This window comes from Microvirga arvi (assembly GCF_016892765.1).
Classification (GTDB): domain Bacteria; phylum Pseudomonadota; class Alphaproteobacteria; order Rhizobiales; family Beijerinckiaceae; genus Microvirga; species Microvirga arvi.
On sequence record NZ_JAFEMD010000004.1, the window covers coordinates 138,552 to 159,767 of the forward strand.

The following is a 21,216-nucleotide window of genomic DNA, read 5'->3' on the forward strand; positions in this document are numbered from 1 at the left end:
GCCCTGGATGCAGCAGCTCGATTTAGCCCTCGCTGACGAGAGGAGTGCCGACACCGATCAGGGCCTCCCCCTGATTTACGGAAAGGCTGGTCAGGCGATAGAGAATGAACCCATCCTTTTCGGAGCGGATGGTGGCAAGGGCGGTTCCGAACACATCCCTGATTTCCCCAAGGATCTCACCCGCGGCAACAGGCTCAGAGACCTCCTTGCTTGCATACCAGAGCCCGCTGACAGGAGCTGAGGGCACCCACATCGTCACGAAAGCCGGATCGGCCTGAGGAGCAGGCTCGATAGGCCCGGAGATTATGCCGAGATGGTGCATCACGCGCTCGATGCCGGCCAGCATCCGGCCAACGGTCTCCTCGCTCCACAGCCCGTTACCGCTGACCTCCGGAAGAAGGCTCGGCACGCCGAGCTTATAAGCCGCATTGATGGTGTACCCCTCCCCTCCGGCTGCGACGGCGACTGGCAGGCCGAACGCCGTCGCCAGAGCTTTCGACTTCTCGCAGCCATTCGGAAACAGCGTGAAGGGTGCAAGCGACTCATCAAGATCGCCGCCGTGAAGGTCGAGATAGGCATCAGCCAGCGGATAAACGCTCGTGACGAGCCAGTGAGCGAGCTTTTCGCTGACCGTTCCGTCGGGCCGACCGGGGAACATCCGGTTGAGGTTCTTTCCATCCTCCGGCATCACATAAATGCTGCGCTTCAGGAATCCCTGGACATTGAGGATTGGGAAAATGAGAAGTGTGCCCTTGATCCTGCCTGGATCCATTCTCAGCATACGGATAGCCGCCTCGATGGAGCAGTATTCGGAGCCATGCACGCCCGCCGTGATGAGCAGGCACGGTCCCGGCTTGGCCCCCTCGATGATGCCGAAGGGGATTTCAACCCCCTCGATCGGATTGAGGTAGCCGTGCTCCACGCGGGGCTGTCCAGTGCGGAGAGCTGGGAGTGCCTTCATCATTGGAGACCTACCGATGCCGTTACTGTGCGTATTTGCCCTTGAGGTAAGCGAGATAAGGCGCCGGGTCGAGGCGGCGGCCCGTCTCGCGCTCCAGCAGCTCGTCGCGCATGAAGCGGCGTCCGTGCTGCCAGATCCGCGTGCGGAGTTCCCCGGCCAGCATGCTGTAGTCACCTGATTCAATGGCAGCATCGAGAGATGAATTCTGCTTCCGCAGGGTCTCCATGACCTGCGCCCCCATAATGTTGCCGATGGTGTAGGTCGGGAATGAGCCAATATAGCCGGTCGACCAATGAACGTCCTGCAGTACGCCTTTGGCGTCGTTCGGAACAGTCAGGCCGAGGTCACGCTTGATCGCGGCGTTCCAGGCGCCGGGCAGGTCCGAAACTGGGAGCGAGCCGTCCATCAGCGCGCATTCGATATCGACGCGCAGCATGATGTGGAGGTCGTAGGTCAGCTCATCCGCCTCGACGCGAATGAAGCCGGGCTCGACCCGTGTCACGGCTCGGTAGAACTCCTCAGCGCTTACATCGCCGAGCTGTTCAGGGAAGTGCCGCTGCAGCTCAGGGAAATGCCGCTGCCAGAAGGTACGGCTGCGGACGATGTGGTTCTCCCAAAGACGCGACTGGGACTCGTGCGCCCCGAAGCTGGTGCCGCCGACCGCATAAAGCCCGACCAGGTCGGTCGCCAGCGTCGTACGGGTATAGGCTGGATCGACGCCTTGCTCGTAGAGGCCGTGTCCCGTTTCATGGGCCGTGCCGAAGATCGAGGCCGGAAGGTAGTTGCGGTTGTAGCGTGTGGTGATCCGCACATCGTTGCGGGTGAACGACACCTCGAACGGATGCACGGTGGTGTCGAGACGCCCGCGCTGGAGATCATAATCGAGCTTCTCGGCGAGGCTCAGGCCGAAGGCGCGCTGCCCCTCCTCCGGAAAGTCCCTAAACAGGAAATCCGAACGAGGCTGCGGCCGCGAGCGGGCGGCATCGAGGATCGGCAGCAGCCCATTCCGAAGCCTTGAGAAAAGCGCCTTGAGGCTCGCGGCATTTTCGCCCGGCTCGTAGATCGACACCATGGCGTCATAGGGATGCTCGGTCCAACCGATGCAGTCGGCATAGGCACGTGAGAGTTCGACAGTCCTCGCAAGATGGGGCGCAAAGATAGAAAAATCGCTCCTCGAGCGCCCCTCGATCCATGCAGCCTGGGCCACAGTCCGGAGAGCGGCTCGCTCTTGGATCAATGATGCCGGTACACTCCGGTGATGCTCGACCGCGTGGCGTGTCTGCTCGATTATGCGCCGCTCGGCTGAGTCGACAGGCAGACCTTCAATCGCTTGCTCGGCCTGTTCCAACGCTCTTTCAGTCTCGGGGGCAAGCAGAAGGTCACGGGCGATCCGCGTCAGGGTCGCGATCTGCTGTCCACGGGTTTCCGCGCCGCCTGCCGGCATCATGGTGCGTGAGTCCCACGTCAGCAGCGAGGTCGCGTTCAGCACGTCGTTGACGGCGGCAATGCGCTCCTGGAGCGCCGCTAAGGAGGATGGCTGGGTCATGTCTTGAGGCTTTCAGTTCAATCCGTGCCGCCGGTGTTGAGATGGCAGGCGGAAAAGCGGCCCGGTCCGATCGCTTCCAGAGGCGGCGCCTCACGTTTGCAACGCGGGCCTGCGAAGGGACACCTAGGATGAAAGTGGCATCCGCTCGGCGGGTTGAGCGGCGACGGAATTTCGCCCGCGATGGGGCGAAAGTTCTTTCGACCGACGCCGACCCGTGGAACGCTCTCGAAAAGCGCGCGTGTATAGGGATGGTTCGGCTTGGCATAGAGTTCAGCCGTCGGCGCAAGTTCGACGATGCGTCCGAGATACATTATCGCGACCCGATCTGAGACGTGCCGCACCACACCGAGATCGTGGCTGATGAAGATGCCTGTCAGGTCGAGATCGCTGCGCAGGTCCATGAAAAGGTTGAGCACCTGAGCCTGGATCGAGACGTCGAGGGAAGCCACCGGCTCGTCGAGCACCAGCAGATCCGGCTTCATGGCCAAAGCGCGGGCGATGGCGATGCGCTGCCTTTGACCTCCGGAGAACTGATGAGGGAACCGTCGGCGGTAGCTCGGATCGAGTCCCACGCGTCCGAGCAGATCGGCCACATAGGAGTCGGCCTCGCGGGCTTTGACGATATTGTGGGCCACCGGGCCCTCGGACACCGTGTCGCCGATGCGAATGCGGGGATTGAGGCTGGCAAAGGGATCCTGATGGATCATCTGAACGCGTGTGGTCAGCTTATGGGTACGCCTTCCCTGCTCCTTGGCAACTGGTGCATTGCCGAACAGGATCTTGCCGTCGCTCGGCGTATAGATGCCCGCAACCATGCGCCCGAGAGTCGATTTCCCGCAGCCGGACTCGCCGACAAGGCCGACGACCTCGCCTTTGGCAACCGTGAGGCTCACATCGGATACCGCGCGCACGATCTCGGTCTTGCGACCTGCGCCGAGAAGGCCTGCGATCTGCTCCCCGAGATTGGGGCGCTTTACGAAGCGCTTCGATACGTGGTCGATGTCAAGGAGAGCGGCTGGCATGAAACGGGCTCTATCGGATAATGGCAGAGGGCGGTGCGCCCGCCCTCGAATTGCTGAAGAGGCGGCGTGGTGGTGCAGGCGGGTCCCGCTTTGGCGCAGCGTGGCGCGAAGGCGCAGCCCGGCGGAAGATTGGCGAGGGAAGGCGTCGACCCAGGAACCTGCGGCAGCTTCGTGCCGGGCTCGTGCTCGGCTGGGACGGACGCGAGAAGTCCGGCTGTGTAAGGATGGCGAGGGGATCCGATGACGTCCGCGGCCGGTCCGCTTTCTACGACACGCCCCGCATACATGACGCAGATGTCGTCGGCGAGGCTCGACACCACGGCGAGATCGTGCGTCACCCAGACGAAGGCCGTGCCTGTCTCGTCCGCGAGGCGTCGCACCTCGGCAAGGATCTGTCCCTGGATCGACACATCGAGCGCGGTGGTCGGCTCATCGGCGATGATGACGGCAGGACTGTGCAAAAGCGCGATCGCAATGGCTACTCTCTGGCGCATGCCGCCGGAGAGCTGGTGCGGGTAAGCCTCGAGACGCTCCTCGGGGCTCGGAATGCCGACCTTCGCCAGCGCGTCGCGAGCCCTTGACCGGGCTGCCCGGCGTGAGACCCTGGCATGGGCCCGCACGGCCGCGATCATCTGGGTTCCGATCTTGAGAACCGGATTGAGCGTCATCATCGGGTCCTGGAAGACCATGGCGATCTGAGCACCCCTGACCTGCCGCATGGCATCACCCTTCAAGCGGGTAATGTCCTTGCCGTTCAGAAGAACCTCGCCGCCTGCGATCCTGCCGGGCGGCTCGACGAGGCCGAGGATCGAGTAGCCGGTCACGCTCTTGCCGGAACCGGATTCGCCGACGAGTCCCAGGATCCGGCCGCGGCCGACCTCGAAGCTGACGCCATCCACAGCCTTGAGCGCTCCGGCACGGGTCTGGAACTGAGTTTGCAGGTTTTTGACGCGAAGAACGACTTCATTCATCGGCTGCGCCTCGGATTCAGAACATTGCGGACCTGATCGCCGACAAGATTGATGGCGACCACAGTCAGCATCAGCGCGATACCGGGATAGATCGAGATCCAGTAGCGACCCGACAGCAGGAACTGGAAACCGTTGGAGATCAGGGAGCCGAGCGAAGGCTGGGTGATCGGCAGGCCGAGCCCAAGGAAGGACAGAGTTGCCTCGAGAGCAATGGAGTTCGCCACCTGCACCGTTGCGACAACGATCAAGGGAGGCAGGGCATTGGGCAGAAGGTGCCGGAACAGAACGTGGCGCGCGGGCAAGGGAGTCGACAGCGCCGCCTCGATATAATCCTTGCGCCGCTCGGCACTGGCAGCGCCATGGGTGGTGCGGGCGAAATAGGCATATTGCGCGGCAACCAGGGCGGCTACCAGCTGCATTAGCCCCTGCCCCAGCAGCGCAACCAGAACCAGCGCCAGGAGAATCGCCGGCAGGGAGAGCTGCAGATCGATAATGCGCATGATCAGCGCCTCGATGCGGCCACCGTAATAGGCGGCGACGAGGCCCACCGTTGTGCCGAGGATCAAAGCCAGGGTACCGGCCATGACGCCGACGATCAGACTTGTGCGCAGGCCATAGAGGATCGCGGAGAAAATGTCGCGGCCAGCGGCATCGGTGCCGAGCCAATGGACATAGCCCCCGGAGCCGACCTCGCCCGGTTCGAGCCGGGCGTCGAACAGATCGAGGGCCTCCTGGTTATAGGGATCCTGCGGTGCCACGAGCGGTGCAAGGACCGCCATGAGAACCACCACGACGACCACGATCAGAGCCGCGACAGCCACGGGGCTCTGACGGAAATCGGACCAGAAGTTCGAGAGCCGGGTCCAGCTCGTTTCAGCTGGCAGGGTAAGGGCAGGAGAGCTGCTCATGACGCGGCCTTTACGCGAATACGCGGGTCAAGCTGGCCGTAGATGAGATCGACCACGAGATTGATCATGACGAAGAGGAATACCACGAGGATGAGATAGGCGACCATGACAGGGCGGTCGAGCACGGTGATCGAATCGATGATCAGCTTGCCCATGCCGGGCCAGTTGAAGACCGTCTCCGTCACAACTGCGAAGGCCAGGGTTGAGCCGAGCTCGAGGCCGAAGACCGTCACGATCGGGATCGAGATGTTCTTCAGCACATGCAAGCCGACGACCTTGCCTTCGGAGAGTCCCTGGGCGCGGGCAAAGCGCACATAGTCGGAACTCATCACCTCAATCGTGCCGGCCCGCGTCAGGCGGATCAGCAAGCCTAGCTTGAACAGGGCGAGGTTAAGTGCTGGCAGAAGGATATGACTCCACCCTTCAAACGAGGTGATCGACAAGTTCATGCCGAGCACTTGCGTCGTCGGGCCGCGTCCGCCTGAGGGCAGCCAGCCCAGTTCGACGGCGAAGACCATGATCAGGAGAAGCCCAACCCAGAAGCTCGGCACGCTGAAGCCGAGCACAGAGAAGCCCATGATAGCCTTTGCGGAGAGCGAGTCCGGCTTATAACCGGCCCACAGACCGAGAGGAATTCCCAGACAGGTGGCGATCAGCATCGCCGTCAGCGCGAGCTCCAGCGTTGCCGGCAGGCGCGACAGGATCAGGTTGAGCACGGGCAGGCGGTAGATGAAGGACTCGCCCAGATCGCCGTGGAGCATGTTGTTCATGAAAATGAAGTACTGCTCGATCAGGGGACGATCGAAGCCGTAGCGCTGGATAAGCGCCGCGCGCAGCGCCTGGTCGGAGGCCGGATCGATCATGACATCGATCGGATTTCCAATGGCGTAGACACCCAGGAACACGATGATCGACATGGCGATCACGACCATGAGCGCCTGCAGTACGCGTTGAATGAGAAAACCGATCATGCTGTCTCGTGAATGGTCTTCGGAACAGGAGAGCCAAGCGGCAGCCGCTCGGCATTCTACGAATATCATCAAGTAGAAAGCCGGAGGGGAAGAGTGTCCCCTCCGGAAGAGATCAGCCGGGTCTCCCCGGCTGACTGTATCAGGATCAATTCTTCGGCTTGATCTCGTAAGCCAGGGTTTCCTGATCGACCCGCGGCGGGATGGTCACCGTGCCCTTCTTCGCAGCCCAGACTGTCTGGATCTGCACGGTCGGGATCAGCGCACGGTCGTTCATGGAGACTTCCGTCACCTTCTCGAACAGGGCGCGCCGCTTTGCGTCATCCATCGTGCGTGAGCCTTCCTGCAGAAGCTTGTCCACCTCCGGATTGGAGTAGCCCTGCTTGTTGAAGGCGCCGAGGCCGATCTGAGGATCCGCGGTATGCACTAAGGAGCCGTAGGTGTAGCTCGCCTCGCCGGTCAGCGTGCCCCAGCCGCTCATCCAGAGGGAGTATTCGCCCTTCTGCTGAGCCGGGAAGAACACGGTACCGTTGAGGGCGTTGGCATTCACCTTCAGGCCTGCGCGAGCCCACATCTGCGAGAGCGCCTCGCACACCGCAGCATCGCCCGGCAGGCGGTTGTTGGTGCAGTGGAAGTCGATCTCGAAGCCCTTCGGGTAACCCGCATCGGCAAGCAGCTGCTTGGCCTTTGCCAGATCGTATGGACGCTCGGGAAGGTTCTTGTTGCCGCCGAAGAAGCTGGCGGGCATCAGCTGGTTGGCCGGGCGACCGAGGCCTTCGAGCACGACGCGCACGAGCGTCTTGCGGTCGATGGCGAGGTCCATGGCCTCACGCACCTTCGGGTCGCGCAGCGGGTTGGCGTCGATCTCCTTGCCGTCGACCTTGACCTTCTTCGGCAGGGTCTCCTTCACGTTCGGCGTGAGATTCAGGAAGTAGACCGAGTCGGCCACGAAGGTGTCGACCGACGTGTCCTTCTGCATGGCTGCATAGTCGGTGGCCGGCACGTAGTTGACGAGGTCCACCTGACCGGACTTGAGCGCCGCCATGCGGGCCGGATCGCTCGGAATCTCCTTGCGGATCACCTTCTGCCAGGGCTGTTTTGCGCCCCAGTAGTTGTCGTTGCGCGCAAGGACGAGATCGCCCTTCGGCTCCCACGAGACGAACTTGTACGGACCGGTGCCGATGGCAGCCTTGCCCGAGTTGAACTGCTCGTTGCGAGCCTCCATGCCGACGTTCTTCGACACGACGAAGAGACGGATGAAGTCGTTCGGCAGGGTCGGTGCCGGAGCCTTCGTCTTCACGTGCAGGGTATACTTGTCGGCGACCTTCGTTTCCGCAACCTGCTTCGTATAGATCGTCATGCTCATCGGGCCGGTGACGACCGGAATGCGGTCGATCGAGAACTTCACGTCCTCCGCAGTGAGCTCGGATCCATCGTGAAATTTCACGCCCTCCCGGATCTTGAACTCCCAGGTCGTATCGTCGATCGGCTTCCACGAGGTCGCGAGACCCGGCTTCAGGCCCAGGTTCTCGTCCGACATGACAACCGTATCGAAGATGTGGCGCAGGGCCTCGGCCTGGCTGCCCAGGGTCGACCAATGCGGGTCGATGGAGTCGGGTCCGGCCCGCAGCCCCATGGTCAAAGTTTGCGCCAATACGCCACCGCTGAGGACGGTGCCGAGGACGAGAGCCGCTATGAGTGATCCACCCAGCTTGAAGTTTTGTTTCAATTCACTTCCCCTCTTGCTAAGACCCTGGCTTTTCGTCCAAGGTGTTCTTATCGATTAGAACGGTAGGTCACTCTAACAAGAAAAGTCAACAGCCCCTTGCCTAAACCTCAACCAGCAGCTGACGCTTACGAAGGCATCCGTTATGGTGGCTCGGAACAGAGCCAAGACGAGCGCATCCTTGCCAACTTGGCGGGCTCCCTCGACCGGTCTCTTCCCGTGCCGCTCGGAACGCAGCTGCGCGGGCTGATCGAGTTCGGGATTGCCTTGGGCGAACTGCCGACCGGTCAGCGCCTGCCCTCGGTGCGGGAACTGGCCGAGCGCGCCGGCATAGCGCACATGACGGTCGCAACCGTCTACAGGGAATTGCGCGAGACAGGCCTCATCGAAGCGAAGCCAGGGGCAGGCACTTATGTGGGCGATGGGCACAACAGCGACGGCCTTCGCTCCCATGCGATCCGAAAGATCCAGCGCCGCATCGAAACGCTCTTCAACGAAGCCGGGCAGCTGGGCCTTGCACCATCTGTCGTTTCCTCGCTCGTGAATGCCCGCGCCGCACGTGGTCCAACTCCGACGCGGCCGCTCCGTCTCGTGATGGTGGGCAATTTCATCGAAACGACTCAGCAATACGCCAATCGCATTCAGGACCACCTCGGCTCCGACGACACCATCGTGGTGACGACCGTGGACGCCCTCCATGCAGGCGAGACTTTCCCCATGCCCTGCGACATCTGCGTGACGCTGGCGCATCGCCGCGGTGAGGTCGAGCATCTCGTGCCCAGTGGCATCCCTGTCCTCGGCCTGAGCTTCATCCCTGCGGAAGAGACGCGGGCCAAGCTTGCGATGATCGACCCCATGGCACGCATCGGCATCGTGTCGATCTTTCCCGAGTTCACAGCTCTGATGAAGCCCGGGGTTCTGCGGTTTGCACCTCATGTCTCGGAGGTCGATGTACGCCTGATCACGGCACCCGACCTCTCGGCCTTTCTCGCTCAGGTCGACGTGGCGGTTTATGCGAGCGGTGCCGAGGCGACCGTCAGGAAGCTGCTGCCGCCGGAACGTCAGGCCATGGAATTCCGCTATGTACCGGATCCGCATGCGATTCGTGCCACGCTCCTGCCCATCATCGAGCGCCTGCGCTCATCCATCGTTTCTCAAGAGGAAGAGGCTTCATGAAGATCAGTGAGATGAACTGGCTTCAGGTGGAAGAATACCTGAAGACGGATGATCGCGCCGTTGTCCCGCTCGGCTGCACGGAGCAGCATGCTTACCTGAGCCTGTCCGTCGACAGCATCTTGGCAGAACGTGTCGCTGCGGAAGCCGCTGCGCCCACCGGCGTTCCTGTCTTCCCAGTTCAGGCCTATGGCATCACACCCTATTTCATGGCCTATCCCGGCACGGTCTCGCTGAAGGCGGACACCTATCTGCGCATCATCACGGACATCCTCGATTCGCTGAAACGCACGGGCTTCCGCCGCATTCTCTTCGTCAACGGGCATGGCGGCAACACTCCGGGCCATACGGCAGCCATCGAATGGATGGGCGCCAATCCTGAGTGCCGCGTGAAGTTCCACAATTGGTGGAACGCTCCGCGCACTTTCGAGAAGGTGAAGGAGATTGACCCCGTCGCATCGCATGCATCCTGGATGGAGAACTTCCCCTGGACGCGCCTACCCGGCATCGAGCAGCCGTCCCACCAGAAGCCCATGGTCGATCTGGAGTGCATGCGGACCTTCGGTCCGGAAGGCGTGCGTGAGATCCTGCAGGACGGCAATTTCGGCGGCTACTTCCAGCGCTCCGACGAAGACATGCATGCCATCTGGTCGGTCGCCATCGACGAGACCCGCGCCCTGATCGAGAACTGGTGATGAACGAGAACACGATCCTGATCTGGGGTGCGGGCGCTATCGGCGGCACCCTCGGCGCCTATCTGGCCCGCGCTGGCGAGGATGTTCTGCTCGTCGACATCGTCGAGCCGCATGTGGAAGCCATGAAGCGCGAGGGCCTTCTTATCGAAGGTCCTGTGGAAACCTTCCGTCAGCCCGTGAAGGCCGCCTTGCCCGGCGCGGTGACAGGAAAGTTCAAGCGCATCATCCTCGCGGTCAAGGCTCATCACACCCGCGATGCCGTCCGTGCGGTGAAACCGCATTTGGAGGAGGATGGCACGATTCTTTCCGCTCAAAACGGCCTCAACGAGATCACCATCGCCGAGGAAGTCGGCGCCGAGCGTACGGTCGGCTGCTTTGTCAACTTCGGTGCTGATTGGCTGGAGCCCGGCCGCATTCTCTTCGGCAACCGGGCTGCGGTGGCAGTCGGCGGGCTCGACGGGCAGGCGAGCGAGGCAGTGCGCGACTATCACCGCCTGCTTTCGATCTTCGAGCCCGAAGCCGTGCTTACCGAGAACATCTGGGGTTATCTCTGGGGCAAGCTCGGTTACGGCTCCCTGCTCTTTGCCACGGCGCTGACGAATGCCTCCATGTCGGAGAATCTCGCCTCCGAGCGCCACTTCCCGGTCTATCATCGCCTCGGACAGGAAGTGATGGCAGTCGCCAAGGCTCGTGGCGTAAAGCCGCTGGGTTTCAACGGCTTCAATCCCGACGCCTTCATGCCCGGAGCCGACGAGGCGGCCGCGCGGAGCTCCGTCGCCGACATGGCGGAGTTCAACCGGCACACGGCCAAGACCCATTCGGGCATCTGGCGCGATCTCGCTGTGCGCAAGCGGAAGACGGAGGTCGACGCCCAGATCGCCATCATCGCGACCCTCGGCCGGGATGCCGGTATCCCGACACCTGCCATCAGCAAGCTGGTCGGCCTGATCCATGACATCGAAGACGGACGGCGTGAGCAATCCTGGGCCACTCTCGACGAGATGCTGAAGCTATGAAACTCGATTTCGCCAATCGCCGTGTCGCCGTCACCGGGGCAGCGCAGGGCATCGGACGCAGCATTGTCCAGTCGCTCGCGGCTGAAGGCGCCCATGTCTGGGCGCTCGATCTGGACGAAGCCGGTCTGCGCATCGCTGCTGAGTCCGGCGCCAACGCGACCCGCACCCTCGACCTTGCGGATCGTGGCGCAGTCGCCGCCGTTTTCGCCGATATGGCTGCGTCCCTCGGCGGCATCGATATCCTCGTCAATTGCGCTGGCGGCGTTCGCGGGCAGGTGGCCAAGCCTATCGAGGAGGTACGCGAGGAGGATTGGCTCGTTCTGTTCGAAGCCAATGTGCATGGTGCATTCTGGTGCTCGCAGGCGGCAGCTCCACATATGAAGCGCGGGAAGTTCGGACGCATCGTCAACATTTCGTCCGGAGCCGGTCTGCGCCCGAGCCTCACCGGCATCCAGGCTTATACCGCTTCCAAGCATGCACTTGTCGGACTGACCAAGCAGCTCAGCTTCGAACTCGGACCGTTCGGCATTACCGTGAACAGCGTCGCGCCCGGCTTCGTCCTGTCAAATCCGGCAACGCAACGCCAATGGGAGAGCTATGGTCCTGAAGGTCAGGCGCGTCTCGTCGAGGGCATTCACACTCGTCGCCTTGGGTATCCCCGGGACATCGCCAATGCCGTGATGTTCCTGGCCTCGGATGCAGCAGCCTGGATCTCTGGGCAGATCATCTCGGTCGATGGCGGTCGCTCCTGACGCCGTAGCCAATCTTACGGATCATTTCAGACAAGGAATTGAGAGCACCATGGACGATATGAACAGCCAGCCCTGGGCTTGGGATGAACAGACCTGGCGCGGCAAGGTGGATTATGTGCGAGCCGGTCGCTCTCTGAAGCCTGCCCGTTGGAAGGGCGGCGCCCGCTGCGCCGTCGCCCTCTCTTTCGATTCCGACCATGAGACGAACGAGCTGCGGGACGGCGGCAAGTCCATCGGCCGCATGTCGCAGGGCCAGTACGGGAATCGTCAGGGTGTGCCGCGCATTTTGAACGCCCTCGCCAAATACGATGCCAAGGCAACCTTCTTCGTCCCTGCCGTGGCCGCCCTCCTCTACGAAGACGAGCAGCGGCGGGTCGTTGCGGAAGGCCATGAGGTCGGCATCCATGGCTGGATTCATGAGCTCAACAGCCAGCTTCCCTACGAGATCGAACGCGACCTGATGTTCCGCGCCGCCGATACCCTGGAGCGGATCACCGGGATGCGCCCTGTGGGGTTGCGTACGCCGTCCTGGGATTTCAGCCCGAGCACGCTCCGCATCGAGCGCGAGCTCGGCCTGCTCTACGATTCCTCGCTCATGGCCGATGACGATCCCTACGAATTGCTGGAGCAGGGCGAACCTACGGGCATCGTCGAACTGCCGGTGGAGTGGATCCGTGACGACGCCGTCTACTTCAACATGCACCGCTTCAACGGTCTGCGCCCGCACACCCCGCCGACCGCCGTCTATGATATCTTCCTCCGCGAGTTCGAGCGAGCCTATGAGGAAGGCGGGCTGTTCCTTCTGACCATGCATCCGCATGTGACCGGCTACCGCTCGCGCATCTGGATTCTCGAAAAGCTTCTGGAGGAGATCACACGGCGCTCGGATGTATGGGTGGCGACCCATGCGGAGATCGCGGCTTTCGTGAAGGAGCAAGGCTCCTGATGAAGTCCCATCCTCGTGCCCGCGATGCTGGTCTTGCCTGCGGCGCCCTGCCGATGGGTGAGTTGAACAGTATTGCGGACGTGCCGGGCGTCCGTGTCGGCCATTGCACTCTCGTCGAAGGGGAAATCCGTACAGGGGTGACAGCAGTTATTCCACACGGCGGCAATCTCTATCGCGAGAAGCCCATGGCGGCGGTTCATGTGCTCAACGGGTTTGGCAAGAGCGCTGGTCTGGTGCAGGTGGAGGAACTGGGTACCATCGAGACCCCGATCCTTCTCACCAATACTCTCTCGGTCGGCACCTGCTGCACGGCGCTGGTGCGCCACGCCATTGAGCACAATCCGGACATCGGCCGCGAGACCGCCACCGTGAACCCGGTCGTCTTCGAGTGCAACGACGGCTATCTGAACGACATCCAGGCCCTTGCCGTCACGGAGGAGCATGCGCGCGCTGCTCTGGCACGCGCGTCATCCCATTTCGAGGTCGGCTCCGTAGGCGCCGGTTGCGGCATGAGCACCTTCGGCTTCAAGGGCGGCATCGGCAGCTCATCCCGACGCATCGATCTCGACGGCCGAAGCTATCACCTGGGTATTCTCGTCCTATCCAACTTCGGGCGTTCCGGGGACCTGCGCCTTCCCGACGGCAGGATCATCGCTCCCCCCAAGGGGCACATGGAGAAGCGTGCCCCGGAGAAGGGCTCGATCATCATCATCGCAGCCACGGATGCTCCATTGAGCGACCGGCAACTCAAGCGAATCATCCGCCGCTCCGGCGTCGGTCTTGCTCGGCTCGGTTCCTTCTGGGGTCACGGCAGTGGCGACATTGCGCTTGGCTTCACGACGGCCAATGTTCTTTTGCATGACGAAAAGTCGGACTTGGTCGACATCCGCATCCTCAATGAGAACCGCATCGACCTGCTCTTCGAGGCGATGGCCGATGCCACGCAGGAGGCCGTTCTGGATGCGCTGGTCGCCGCCGGCTCCATGACCGGCCGCTCCTGGCATTACCGCCCTGCCCTGGTCGACGCACTTTCACTCTCTTCATCGGACGCATGACCCATGACCAGCAGCACGATACCAGGCAACGATTTCGCGCTCGCCATACACGGCGGTGCAGGCACGATTTTGCGCAGCAAGATGACGCCGGAACGGGAGGCCGCCTATCACGCAGGCCTACGCCGCGCTCTCGAAGCGGGACGTATCGTTCTCGCCGATGGCGGCAGCGCGCTTGACGCAGCCACCGCCGCTGTGATGGCTCTCGAAGACGAGCCCCTTTTCAATGCCGGGCGCGGCGCAGTCTACACGTCGGCCGGCAAGCAGGAAATGGACGCGGCCGTCATGGATGGCCGCGATCGTGCCGCCGGTGCTGTTGCCGGAATCTGCGGCCCACGCAATCCGATCCTCGCCGCGCGAGCCGTGATGGAGCATTCCGGACACGTCCTCCTCATCGGCGAGAGCGCCATGGAGTTCTGCCGCCGGCAGGGTTTAGCCTTCGAAGAGCCCTCCTACTTCTTCACCGAACAACGCTGGCAAGCCCTGCAGGAGACGCTTGCCATGCGCAGGAGCGGCGCTGAGGACCTGGACGAGTCGCGCAAGCACGGCACGGTCGGCGCAGTGGCACGCGATCGCAACGGGAATCTTGCGGCAGCCACATCCACGGGTGGCATGACGGCGAAAGCTCCCGGGCGGGTGGGCGATAGCCCTGTGTTCGGTGCCGGAACATGGGCCGATAACGAGACCTGCGCCATCTCTGCGACTGGACATGGCGAGATCTTCATCCGCTATGCGGCGGCCCACGAGATCGCCTCCCGCATGCGCTATGCGGGTCAGTCCCTGGACCAGGCAGCGCATGCGGTCGTGATCGATATGCTCGCCCCGGCAGGTGGCTCGGGCGGCATCATCGCCGTGGATCGCGCCGGCAACGTATCCCTCCCCTTCAACTGCTCCGGCATGTATCGCGGTGTCGTCAAAGGGAACGGCAGGCTCCTCACCGGGATCTACGACGAGCCTCTTGTCGACTTTCAGATTGTCGGAAAATGAAGACGGAGGAGCCGGTTCACGGCCATAGATCCGACCCTATATGCCCCTCCCGCACTCGTTTGGCAGAGGAGATCGCACATGCCGCTCAATGACAATCCCGTCTGGTTCATCACGGGCTGTTCAACCGGATTCGGCCGGGAGTTCGCCCAAAAGGTGCTCCGCAGGGGCTGGCGCGCCGTCGTGACGGCTCGGGATGCGAGCCGGGTTCAGGATCTGGTCGACGGTCATGGGGATCAGGCTCTCGCCCTGTCCCTCGACGTCACGAAGCCTGACCAGATCGCCGCTGCAGTCCAGGAAGCGGAGGGCCGCTTCGGTGCCATCGACGTGCTGGTGAACAATGCCGGCTACGGCTACCAGTCCTCCATCGAAGAAGGCGACGATGCCGAGATCCGCGCCCAGTTCGAGGCCAATGTGTTCGGCCTCGCGGCCATGACGCGCGCGGTTCTGCCCGGCATGCGCGCTCGCCGACGCGGCCATATCGTCAACATCTCTTCCCAGGCAGGCTTCATCGGCTTCGAGGGCTCCGGCTATTATGCAGCGACCAAACATGCGGTGGAGGGCCTGTCGGATTCGCTCTTCAGGGAGGTGGCTCCGCTTGGCATCAAGGTGACTTGCGTCGAGCCGGGTCCGTTCCGCACCGATTGGGCGGGGCGCTCCCTGCAGCAGCGGCGTCCGACGATCGCCGATTATCAGAACACGGTGGGAGCCCGCCTCGCATCGACGGCCAGTATCAGCGGCAAGCAGCCCGGCGACCCCGTCCGCGCCGTGGAGGCGATCATCAAGATGGTCGAAGCGGACAACCCGCCCAGGCATCTTGTGCTGGGCTCCATCGCCCTCGACGGAATCCGGAATAAGCTGAACGAAACTCTGGCCGAGATCGACGGCTGGGCCGAGACGAGCCGTAGCGCAGATTATCCGGAAAGCGAACGCTAGATCGGGATTTGCACATCCTTCGAGACGGCACTTATCATGGGAATATTGCGACCCCGTGTGATGGGCGTTCGTCGCTTTGGCGCAGCCCTCACTTCTCACATCTTTTCGAAAGGAGGCCTTCGGCCATGAGCCTTGAATCCGTTCGCGCCTTTCTCGCCCAGAACGCACCGGAAATCGAGATCATCGAAATGGGGACGAGCACCGCCACGGTCACCCAGGCGGCGGAAGCGCACGGCGTTGGGCCGGAGAAAATCGCCAAGACCCTGTCCCTCCGCGTCGGAGGGAAGAGCTTCCTCGTGGTCACGAGCGGCGTTGCGCGACTGGACAACAAGAAGGTGAAGGCGACATTCGGCGGCAAGGCGTCGATGCTGGATGCGGAGCAGGTCCAGGCCCTGACCGGTCATCCTGTCGGAGGGGTCTGCCCTTTTGGATTGGCAACGCCCCTCCCCGTCTATTGCGACATCTCGTTGAAGGCTTTCGACGAAGTCGTCCCGGCTGCAGGTTCCATCCATACGGCCGTGCGAATCAACCCGCAGCGCATGGCCGACCTCGTCGGTGCCGATTGGGTGGATGTGTGCCAGTAAGGACCTCCACCGGCGGAAGAACCCGGCATCGGGGGCGATGCCGGGCGTTTCGACTGGAAGTCTGTAAGATCAGCGCGCCTTCACGGCAGTGTCCGGGAAATCGCTGAAGAGCCCGTCGATGCCGAGAGCATAGAACGCCTTGTACTCGGCCGACGGATCGCCCTTGAAGGTCGATGCCAGGCGCTTCGGCTCGTTTCGGAAGGTCCAGGTGAAGACTTGGAGTCCTGCAGCATGAGCGTCCTTCACGACACTCGTCGGTGAAGCAAGAACACGGTCCTGCTCATCGGCCTTTCCGTCACCGTTAAGATCGTCCGCCTTGCCGTCGTTGTTCAGGTCAACCTGGTTGGTGGGGAGGATGTAAGGTTTCCATGGCGCGAGGATGTCGGCATAGGATTTGACCTCGGCCAAGCCATCCTTCGTCAGCAGGTCCTTGTAGGTGCGCTTGTCGCCGACCACCACGAAATCATAGGGCTGAGCATAGGGCGCGCTGAGGACGATGCTGCCGTCCTTGTCCACGTCCTCCGCATCAAGCAGTTGCGCCAGTTTCACATCGATCCGGGTGTTGAGATATTTCAGGTTCGCCACCTCGAAGCTCTGGATCACGACCGGCGCCGAAGCATCGCCCCAGCCGGCCTCCTTCAGGACGTTGACCAACCTGTCCTCGATCGGAAGCCCCAGGGCCGCATGGAAGGTTGGATGCTTTGTCTCAGGAGCAATGCCGATGGCCTTGCCTCTCGCGGAGCCCTCTTTCTTGGCAAGGTCGATCACCTCCTGAAGCGTCGGAACCTGGAACTGCCCGTTCTTCGACTGGTCGCGGTCGGCCATGGCCTGCTTGGCACGAAGCTGCTTGATTTCAGCCAGGGTGAAGTCGCTCGCGAACCAATCGGAGGTATCAACGCCATCAACCTTGCGGGTTGTCTTGCGGGAGGCGAACTCGGGCCGGTTTGCGACATCGGTCGTGCCGCTCAGCATCGGTTCGTGCCGGGCGATCAGAACACCATCCTTGGTCACGACGAGATCGGGCTCGATGAAATCCGCTCCCATCTCGATGGCCATCTTGTAGCCTTCGAGCGTGTGCTCGGGCAGATAGCCGCTTGCGCCGCGGTGAGCGACGACAAGGGTCGGTGCGCCTGTGAGGGTCTTCTCCTGAGCAAGGGATGACCCGATCATCACCGGCAGAAGGGCGGTCACGGATCCGAGCAGTGCGAGATAGTTCATGGGCTTTCCTCCTGGGGAGGTCTCTAGCGACGCTTCTGTGACGCCGTGATGACCATTCCGTCCCTAGGAATTATCCCAGTTGTTTCCTGGAGCAAGCGTTGTCGGGTCAGTTATCCGATGAAAAGGTTGATCTGACAAATTCCCATGCAGCGACAAGGTGCCGGCGCATGGCCTCCTCGGCATTGTCCGGATCGCGAGCGACAATGGCCTCGAACACAGCCTCGTGCCCGGCATAGTTCATCTGGTCGATGCCGGAGCCGCGCTTCATCGAGCGCCAGTGCTCGGTCAGCCATTCCACATAGGCCTTGTGAATGGCCGGATAGATCGGATTTCCCGGGATGCTGTACAGAACCGCATGAAAGGCCACATCGGTCTCATCGAACAGGACCGAGTTTCCGATTGCTGCGCGGTTGGTCTCAAGCGCCGCACGGAGTTCATCAAGATCATCGCGTCGCGCATGTTTGGCCGCCCAACGGGCCAGCGCGGCTTCCATGAAGATGCGCGTCTCGAAGAGATTCCAGACCCCCTTCCGGTCGACCATAAGATGGCCGACGAGATTTCCGACCTTGTCGACAGCGATTTCGTAATCGGGTTTTCGCACGACGGGCCGGTGCCCGAGGCGGGTTTCGATCAAACCGCGGTTGGCCAGGGAGACGATGGCCTCTCGAATGGCGGCTCGGCTCACGCCGTATCGCTGCATCAGATCGCGCTCGGCCGGAAGGCGCTCTCCCTCCTGAAGCCCGCCCGACTGGATTATCCGCACCAGCTCGGCTGCCACCGCATCCGACCGACGCGCCCCTGCCCCCATCGTTGCGTGCCCATGCAGCTTTTCGCTCTGGTCCATGGTCACCTCGTTCCTGCCATTCAGCTCCTGGCTTCCATGCCGGATAAGCCAAAGCTGATCTACGGGCAAAGTAAAACTACCATATGGTCCGACCAAAATCTATCATGGCACGACAAGATCAGCCCAAGATCCGCCTGAATTCACCTCAATCCAGAACTTCTGAAGCTTAGAATCCCTAGACCATGGCCCTTGACAGCTATTGGCTGTCTGACCATTTTATTTTCGGTCGAACCAAATAGTCCATAAACTGGGGTTTGGTTTGACGTTGCTCCGCTTGAGCACACAGGGAGAGAGACTGGTGACGCCATCACACGGCACCCTTCCGTCGACCTCTGACAGGCAACTTCCTTGCCCGGAATTTTGCGAGGGACGGCTATGACCGGCTCTTCTCTCACCGGTCGCGCGGAGACCGTGACCCACTACCAGATGTATATCGACGGCGCCTGGACGGATGGTCGTTCCTCGGGGCGTTCCGATGTCGAGAATCCCGCCAATGAAATTGTCTTCGCCACCGTCCCTGCCGGATCGGTCGATGATGCAACGGCGGCCTTGGAGGCAGCGCGGCGTGCACAGCCTGCGTGGGCGGCCCTCCCGCCCATCGTTCGCGCCGGCTATGTCAGCGACCTTGCCGCAGCGGTGAAACGGGAAAAGGCGCATCTCGCCCGCATCGTCGTGCTTGAGCAGGGCAAACCCCTGAATCAAGCCGCAGGCGAGATCGACGCGGTCATCACGTTTCTGACCTTCGCGGCGGAGAGCGCACGCCGCATCGAAGGCGATATCCTTCCGTCCGATTTCCAGAATGAGGAAGTCTGGATCCGCCGCGTTCCCTTCGGCGTGGTCGTTGGCCTCACGGCCTGGAACTATCCGGCAGCCCTGGCGGCGCGCAAGATCGGCCCTGCCCTCGTCGCCGGCAACACCATGGTGGTCAAGGGGCACGAATCCACCCCCCTGTCGGCGCTCGAGATTGCCCGCCTCGCCCATGAGGTCGGAATTCCAAAGGGTGTGCTCAATGTGGTTACGGGTGACGGCCGCACGGTGGGCGATGCGCTGGTGCGCTCGCCCATCAGCGCCATGATCACCATGACGGGCAGCGTCCGCGCCGGGCGGGAGATCTATGCGGCGGGCGCTCAGGAACTCAAGGTTGTCCGTCTCGAACTCGGCGGCAAGGCACCTTTCATTGTTCTCGACGACGCGGACATCGACGCGGCCGTGGAGGCGGCCATCGTTTCGCGCTTCACCAATTGCGGCCAGATCTGCACCTGCAACGAGCGCATGTACCTGCATCGGGCCATTGCGGAGCCCTTCCTCGACAAGTTCGTGTCCCGCGTGAAGCAGATGCGGCTCGCCGATCCGATGACCAATCCCGATATGGGACCGAAAGTAAACCGGCCCGAGGTCGACAAGGTCGAGGAGATGGTGAACGACGCCATCGCGGCCGGCGCTGAGGTTCTTGCCGGAGGACGCCGCCTGACGGAAGGCGACTTCTCCCGCGGCCACTGGTTCGAGCCGACGGTCCTTCGCGTCGACACCAACGAGGCATCCGTCATGCAGCGGGAGATCTTCGGCCCGGTTGCTCCGGTCATGACGGTCGACAGCTTCGAGCAGGCGCTGAGCTTCGCCAACGATAGCAGCTACGGCCTATCGGCCTATGTCTACACGAATGATCTTCGCCGGGTGATGCGGCTCTCGCGGGAGCTCTCCTTCGGCGAACTCTATGTCAATCGCCCCTGCGGCGAGCTTGTGCAAGGCTTCCACACCGGCTGGAAGCATTCGGGTCTCGGCGGTGAGGACGGCAAGTACGGTTTCGACGGATACCTGCGGAAGCAGACCGCTTATGTCCGCTGGTGACGACCCGCAGCCATAGACAGCGGCGGCAACACCTCAAGAACCCCGACAACGGGGCATAAATAACTTGATGGAGGAAAATGATGCTGAGAAGGACATTCCTTGCCCTCGCGACGGGTGTCGCTGCCATTGGTCTGGGACTTGGCGGCGCATCGGCGCAGGAGCTGCCCAAGCTGAAACAGAAAGATAAGTACAAGGTCGGCTTCGCGCAGACCGAGTCGAACAATCCTTGGCGCATCGCGCAGACGGAGAGCATGAAGGCCGAGGCCGCCAAGCTCGGGTATCAGCTCGTCTACACCGATGCGGCGGGTTCTGCCGCCAAGCAGGTGGCCGACGTCAACTCCATGATCGCTCAGGGCGTCGATCTGATCTTCCTCGCGCCTCGCGAGGAGAAGCCCCTGATCCCGGCTGTCATGGCCGCCAAGAAGGCTGGCATTCCGGTCGTTCTCCTCGACCGCAACGTGGACCAGAGCCTCGCCAAGGCAGGCCGTGATTATGTGACGTTCATCGGCTCTGACTTCGTGGATGAAGGCAAGCGCGCAGCCGAGGCCTTGACCAAGGCCATGAACGGCAACGCCAAGATCATCCAGCTCGAGGGCACTACCGGATCCTCGCCGGCCAATGACCGTCGCAAAGGCTTCGAGGATTACATCAAGGCCCATAGCGTAATGAAGATCGTCGCATCCCAATCAGGTGACTTCGCCCGCGACAAGGGCCGCCAGGTGGCTGAGACCCTGCTGCAGGCGCATCCAGACGCAACGGCCATCTATGCCCATAACGACGAGATGGCGATCGGTGCGATCGCAGCGCTCGAAGCGGCGGGCAAGAAGCCGGGCAAGGACGTGATCGTCGTCTCCGTCGACGGCACCCGAGATGCGCTGCAGGCCATCATCGACGGCAAGATGCTCGCCACCGTCGAGTGCAATCCGAAGTTCGGGCCGAAGGCTTTCGAGACCCTGGCTCGCTACGCCAAGGGCGAGCAGATCGAGCCGTGGGTGGTGAACACCGACCGCTTCTTCGACAAGGCGAACGCGGCGCAGCTCATCGCCGACGCCTATTGAACGCAAAG

The 21,216-nt window shown here is 62.2% G+C and carries 20 protein-coding genes; 11 read left to right on the forward strand and 9 right to left on the reverse strand.

Annotated elements, in window-relative coordinates:
* Positions 1-22 precede the first annotated feature (22 nt).
* The 7 genes from ILT44_RS04020 to ILT44_RS04050 form a co-directional block, all read right to left on the reverse strand.
* Positions 23-964 (reverse strand): succinylglutamate desuccinylase/aspartoacylase family protein, encoded by a 942-nt coding sequence (locus ILT44_RS04020; protein ID WP_204238283.1) that lies wholly within the window; start codon positions 962-964, stop codon positions 23-25.
* Between the two features lie 19 nt (positions 965-983).
* Positions 984-2,507 carry a carboxypeptidase M32 gene (locus ILT44_RS04025; protein ID WP_204238284.1) on the reverse strand — a complete coding sequence of 508 codons (1,524 nt, stop codon included), beginning with the start codon at positions 2,505-2,507 and terminating at the stop codon, positions 984-986.
* A gap of 17 nt (positions 2,508-2,524) precedes the next feature.
* The gene (locus ILT44_RS04030; RefSeq protein WP_204238285.1) at positions 2,525-3,529 is read right to left on the reverse strand and encodes an ABC transporter ATP-binding protein; all 1,005 of its coding nucleotides are present in this window, start codon (positions 3,527-3,529) and stop codon (positions 2,525-2,527) included.
* Complete coding sequence (locus ILT44_RS04035) at positions 3,481-4,500, reverse strand: ABC transporter ATP-binding protein (RefSeq protein WP_204238286.1); 1,020 nt, start codon at positions 4,498-4,500, stop codon at positions 3,481-3,483. Before ILT44_RS04035 ends, ILT44_RS04030 begins: the two co-directional genes overlap by 49 nt.
* The gene (locus tag ILT44_RS04040) at positions 4,497-5,408 is read right to left on the reverse strand and encodes an ABC transporter permease (protein ID WP_204238287.1); all 912 of its coding nucleotides are present in this window, start codon (positions 5,406-5,408) and stop codon (positions 4,497-4,499) included. Before ILT44_RS04040 ends, ILT44_RS04035 begins: the two co-directional genes overlap by 4 nt.
* On the reverse strand, positions 5,405-6,379 hold the full coding sequence (locus tag ILT44_RS04045; protein WP_204238288.1) for an ABC transporter permease: 975 nt from the start codon (positions 6,377-6,379) through the stop codon (positions 5,405-5,407). The genes ILT44_RS04040 and ILT44_RS04045 overlap by 4 nt, the downstream gene beginning before the upstream one ends.
* A gap of 145 nt (positions 6,380-6,524) precedes the next feature.
* A complete protein-coding gene (locus tag ILT44_RS04050) occupies positions 6,525-8,105 on the reverse strand; it encodes an ABC transporter substrate-binding protein (RefSeq protein ID WP_204238289.1) in 1,581 nt (526 codons plus the stop codon).
* A gap of 186 nt (positions 8,106-8,291) precedes the next feature.
* Here ILT44_RS04050 and ILT44_RS04055 point away from each other — a divergent pair, with 186 nt between their 5' ends.
* The 9 genes from ILT44_RS04055 to ILT44_RS04095 all read left to right on the forward strand — a co-directional run bounded on the left by ILT44_RS04055 (position 8,292) and on the right by ILT44_RS04095 (position 16,240).
* Entirely contained in the window at positions 8,292-9,278 is a 987-nt protein-coding gene (locus ILT44_RS04055) for a GntR family transcriptional regulator (protein WP_204238290.1), read from the forward strand.
* Positions 9,275-9,970: a creatininase family protein gene (locus ILT44_RS04060; RefSeq protein WP_204238291.1), complete on the forward strand. Its 696-nt coding sequence runs from the start codon at positions 9,275-9,277 to the stop codon at positions 9,968-9,970. The genes ILT44_RS04055 and ILT44_RS04060 overlap by 4 nt, the downstream gene beginning before the upstream one ends.
* Complete coding sequence (locus tag ILT44_RS04065; protein ID WP_204238292.1) at positions 9,970-10,986, forward strand: ketopantoate reductase family protein; 1,017 nt, start codon at positions 9,970-9,972, stop codon at positions 10,984-10,986. The genes ILT44_RS04060 and ILT44_RS04065 overlap by 1 nt, the downstream gene beginning before the upstream one ends.
* Positions 10,983-11,738, forward strand: coding sequence for an SDR family NAD(P)-dependent oxidoreductase (locus ILT44_RS04070; protein ID WP_204238293.1), 756 nt, complete (start codon positions 10,983-10,985; stop codon positions 11,736-11,738). The genes ILT44_RS04065 and ILT44_RS04070 overlap by 4 nt, the downstream gene beginning before the upstream one ends.
* Positions 11,739-11,787: 49 nt before the next feature.
* Positions 11,788-12,684, forward strand: coding sequence for a polysaccharide deacetylase family protein (locus ILT44_RS04075; protein WP_204238294.1), 897 nt, complete (start codon positions 11,788-11,790; stop codon positions 12,682-12,684).
* A complete protein-coding gene (locus ILT44_RS04080; protein WP_204238295.1) occupies positions 12,684-13,739 on the forward strand; it encodes a DmpA family aminopeptidase in 1,056 nt (351 codons plus the stop codon). The genes ILT44_RS04075 and ILT44_RS04080 overlap by 1 nt, the downstream gene beginning before the upstream one ends.
* A gap of 3 nt (positions 13,740-13,742) precedes the next feature.
* The gene (locus ILT44_RS04085; protein ID WP_204238296.1) at positions 13,743-14,723 is read left to right on the forward strand and encodes an isoaspartyl peptidase/L-asparaginase family protein; all 981 of its coding nucleotides are present in this window, start codon (positions 13,743-13,745) and stop codon (positions 14,721-14,723) included.
* A 78-nt stretch (positions 14,724-14,801) separates the two neighbouring features.
* Entirely contained in the window at positions 14,802-15,656 is an 855-nt protein-coding gene (locus tag ILT44_RS04090; RefSeq protein WP_204238297.1) for an oxidoreductase, read from the forward strand.
* A 125-nt stretch (positions 15,657-15,781) separates the two neighbouring features.
* On the forward strand, positions 15,782-16,240 hold the full coding sequence (locus ILT44_RS04095) for a YbaK/EbsC family protein (protein WP_204238298.1): 459 nt from the start codon (positions 15,782-15,784) through the stop codon (positions 16,238-16,240).
* A gap of 69 nt (positions 16,241-16,309) precedes the next feature.
* Here ILT44_RS04095 and ILT44_RS04100 read toward each other — a convergent pair whose 3' ends face one another.
* Complete coding sequence (locus ILT44_RS04100; RefSeq protein ID WP_204238299.1) at positions 16,310-17,458, reverse strand: glycerophosphodiester phosphodiesterase; 1,149 nt, start codon at positions 17,456-17,458, stop codon at positions 16,310-16,312.
* A gap of 106 nt (positions 17,459-17,564) precedes the next feature.
* Positions 17,565-18,302: an FCD domain-containing protein gene (locus ILT44_RS04105; RefSeq protein ID WP_204238300.1), complete on the reverse strand. Its 738-nt coding sequence runs from the start codon at positions 18,300-18,302 to the stop codon at positions 17,565-17,567.
* Between the two features lie 375 nt (positions 18,303-18,677).
* Between ILT44_RS04105 and aldA the strand changes: the two genes are divergently transcribed.
* Positions 18,678-20,150, forward strand: coding sequence for an aldehyde dehydrogenase (gene aldA / locus ILT44_RS04110; protein WP_204238301.1), 1,473 nt, complete (start codon positions 18,678-18,680; stop codon positions 20,148-20,150).
* A gap of 77 nt (positions 20,151-20,227) precedes the next feature.
* On the forward strand, positions 20,228-21,208 hold the full coding sequence (locus ILT44_RS04115; protein WP_239467882.1) for an ABC transporter substrate-binding protein: 981 nt from the start codon (positions 20,228-20,230) through the stop codon (positions 21,206-21,208).
* Positions 21,209-21,216 lie beyond the last annotated feature (8 nt).

Coding starts and splice junctions, on each gene's coding strand:
- ILT44_RS04070 (WP_204238293.1), top strand. CDS start 10,983: ATGAAACTCGATTTCGCCAATCGCCGTGTCGCCGTCACCGGGGCAGCG.
- ILT44_RS04060 (WP_204238291.1), top strand. CDS start 9,275: ATGAAGATCAGTGAGATGAACTGGCTTCAGGTGGAAGAATACCTGAAG.
- ILT44_RS04080 (WP_204238295.1), top strand. CDS start 12,684: ATGAAGTCCCATCCTCGTGCCCGCGATGCTGGTCTTGCCTGCGGCGCC.
- ILT44_RS04035 (WP_204238286.1), bottom strand. CDS start 4,500: ATGAATGAAGTCGTTCTTCGCGTCAAAAACCTGCAAACTCAGTTCCAG.
- ILT44_RS04100 (WP_204238299.1), bottom strand. CDS start 17,458: ATGAACTATCTCGCACTGCTCGGATCCGTGACCGCCCTTCTGCCGGTG.
- ILT44_RS04095 (WP_204238298.1), top strand. CDS start 15,782: ATGAGCCTTGAATCCGTTCGCGCCTTTCTCGCCCAGAACGCACCGGAA.
- ILT44_RS04040 (WP_204238287.1), bottom strand. CDS start 5,408: ATGAGCAGCTCTCCTGCCCTTACCCTGCCAGCTGAAACGAGCTGGACC.
- ILT44_RS04030 (WP_204238285.1), bottom strand. CDS start 3,529: ATGCCAGCCGCTCTCCTTGACATCGACCACGTATCGAAGCGCTTCGTA.
- aldA (WP_204238301.1), top strand. CDS start 18,678: ATGACCGGCTCTTCTCTCACCGGTCGCGCGGAGACCGTGACCCACTAC.
- ILT44_RS04075 (WP_204238294.1), top strand. CDS start 11,788: ATGGACGATATGAACAGCCAGCCCTGGGCTTGGGATGAACAGACCTGG.
- ILT44_RS04020 (WP_204238283.1), bottom strand. CDS start 964: ATGATGAAGGCACTCCCAGCTCTCCGCACTGGACAGCCCCGCGTGGAG.
- ILT44_RS04090 (WP_204238297.1), top strand. CDS start 14,802: ATGCCGCTCAATGACAATCCCGTCTGGTTCATCACGGGCTGTTCAACC.
- ILT44_RS04045 (WP_204238288.1), bottom strand. CDS start 6,379: ATGATCGGTTTTCTCATTCAACGCGTACTGCAGGCGCTCATGGTCGTG.
- ILT44_RS04105 (WP_204238300.1), bottom strand. CDS start 18,302: ATGGACCAGAGCGAAAAGCTGCATGGGCACGCAACGATGGGGGCAGGG.
- ILT44_RS04115 (WP_239467882.1), top strand. CDS start 20,228: ATGATGCTGAGAAGGACATTCCTTGCCCTCGCGACGGGTGTCGCTGCC.
- ILT44_RS04085 (WP_204238296.1), top strand. CDS start 13,743: ATGACCAGCAGCACGATACCAGGCAACGATTTCGCGCTCGCCATACAC.
- ILT44_RS04065 (WP_204238292.1), top strand. CDS start 9,970: ATGAACGAGAACACGATCCTGATCTGGGGTGCGGGCGCTATCGGCGGC.
- ILT44_RS04025 (WP_204238284.1), bottom strand. CDS start 2,507: ATGACCCAGCCATCCTCCTTAGCGGCGCTCCAGGAGCGCATTGCCGCC.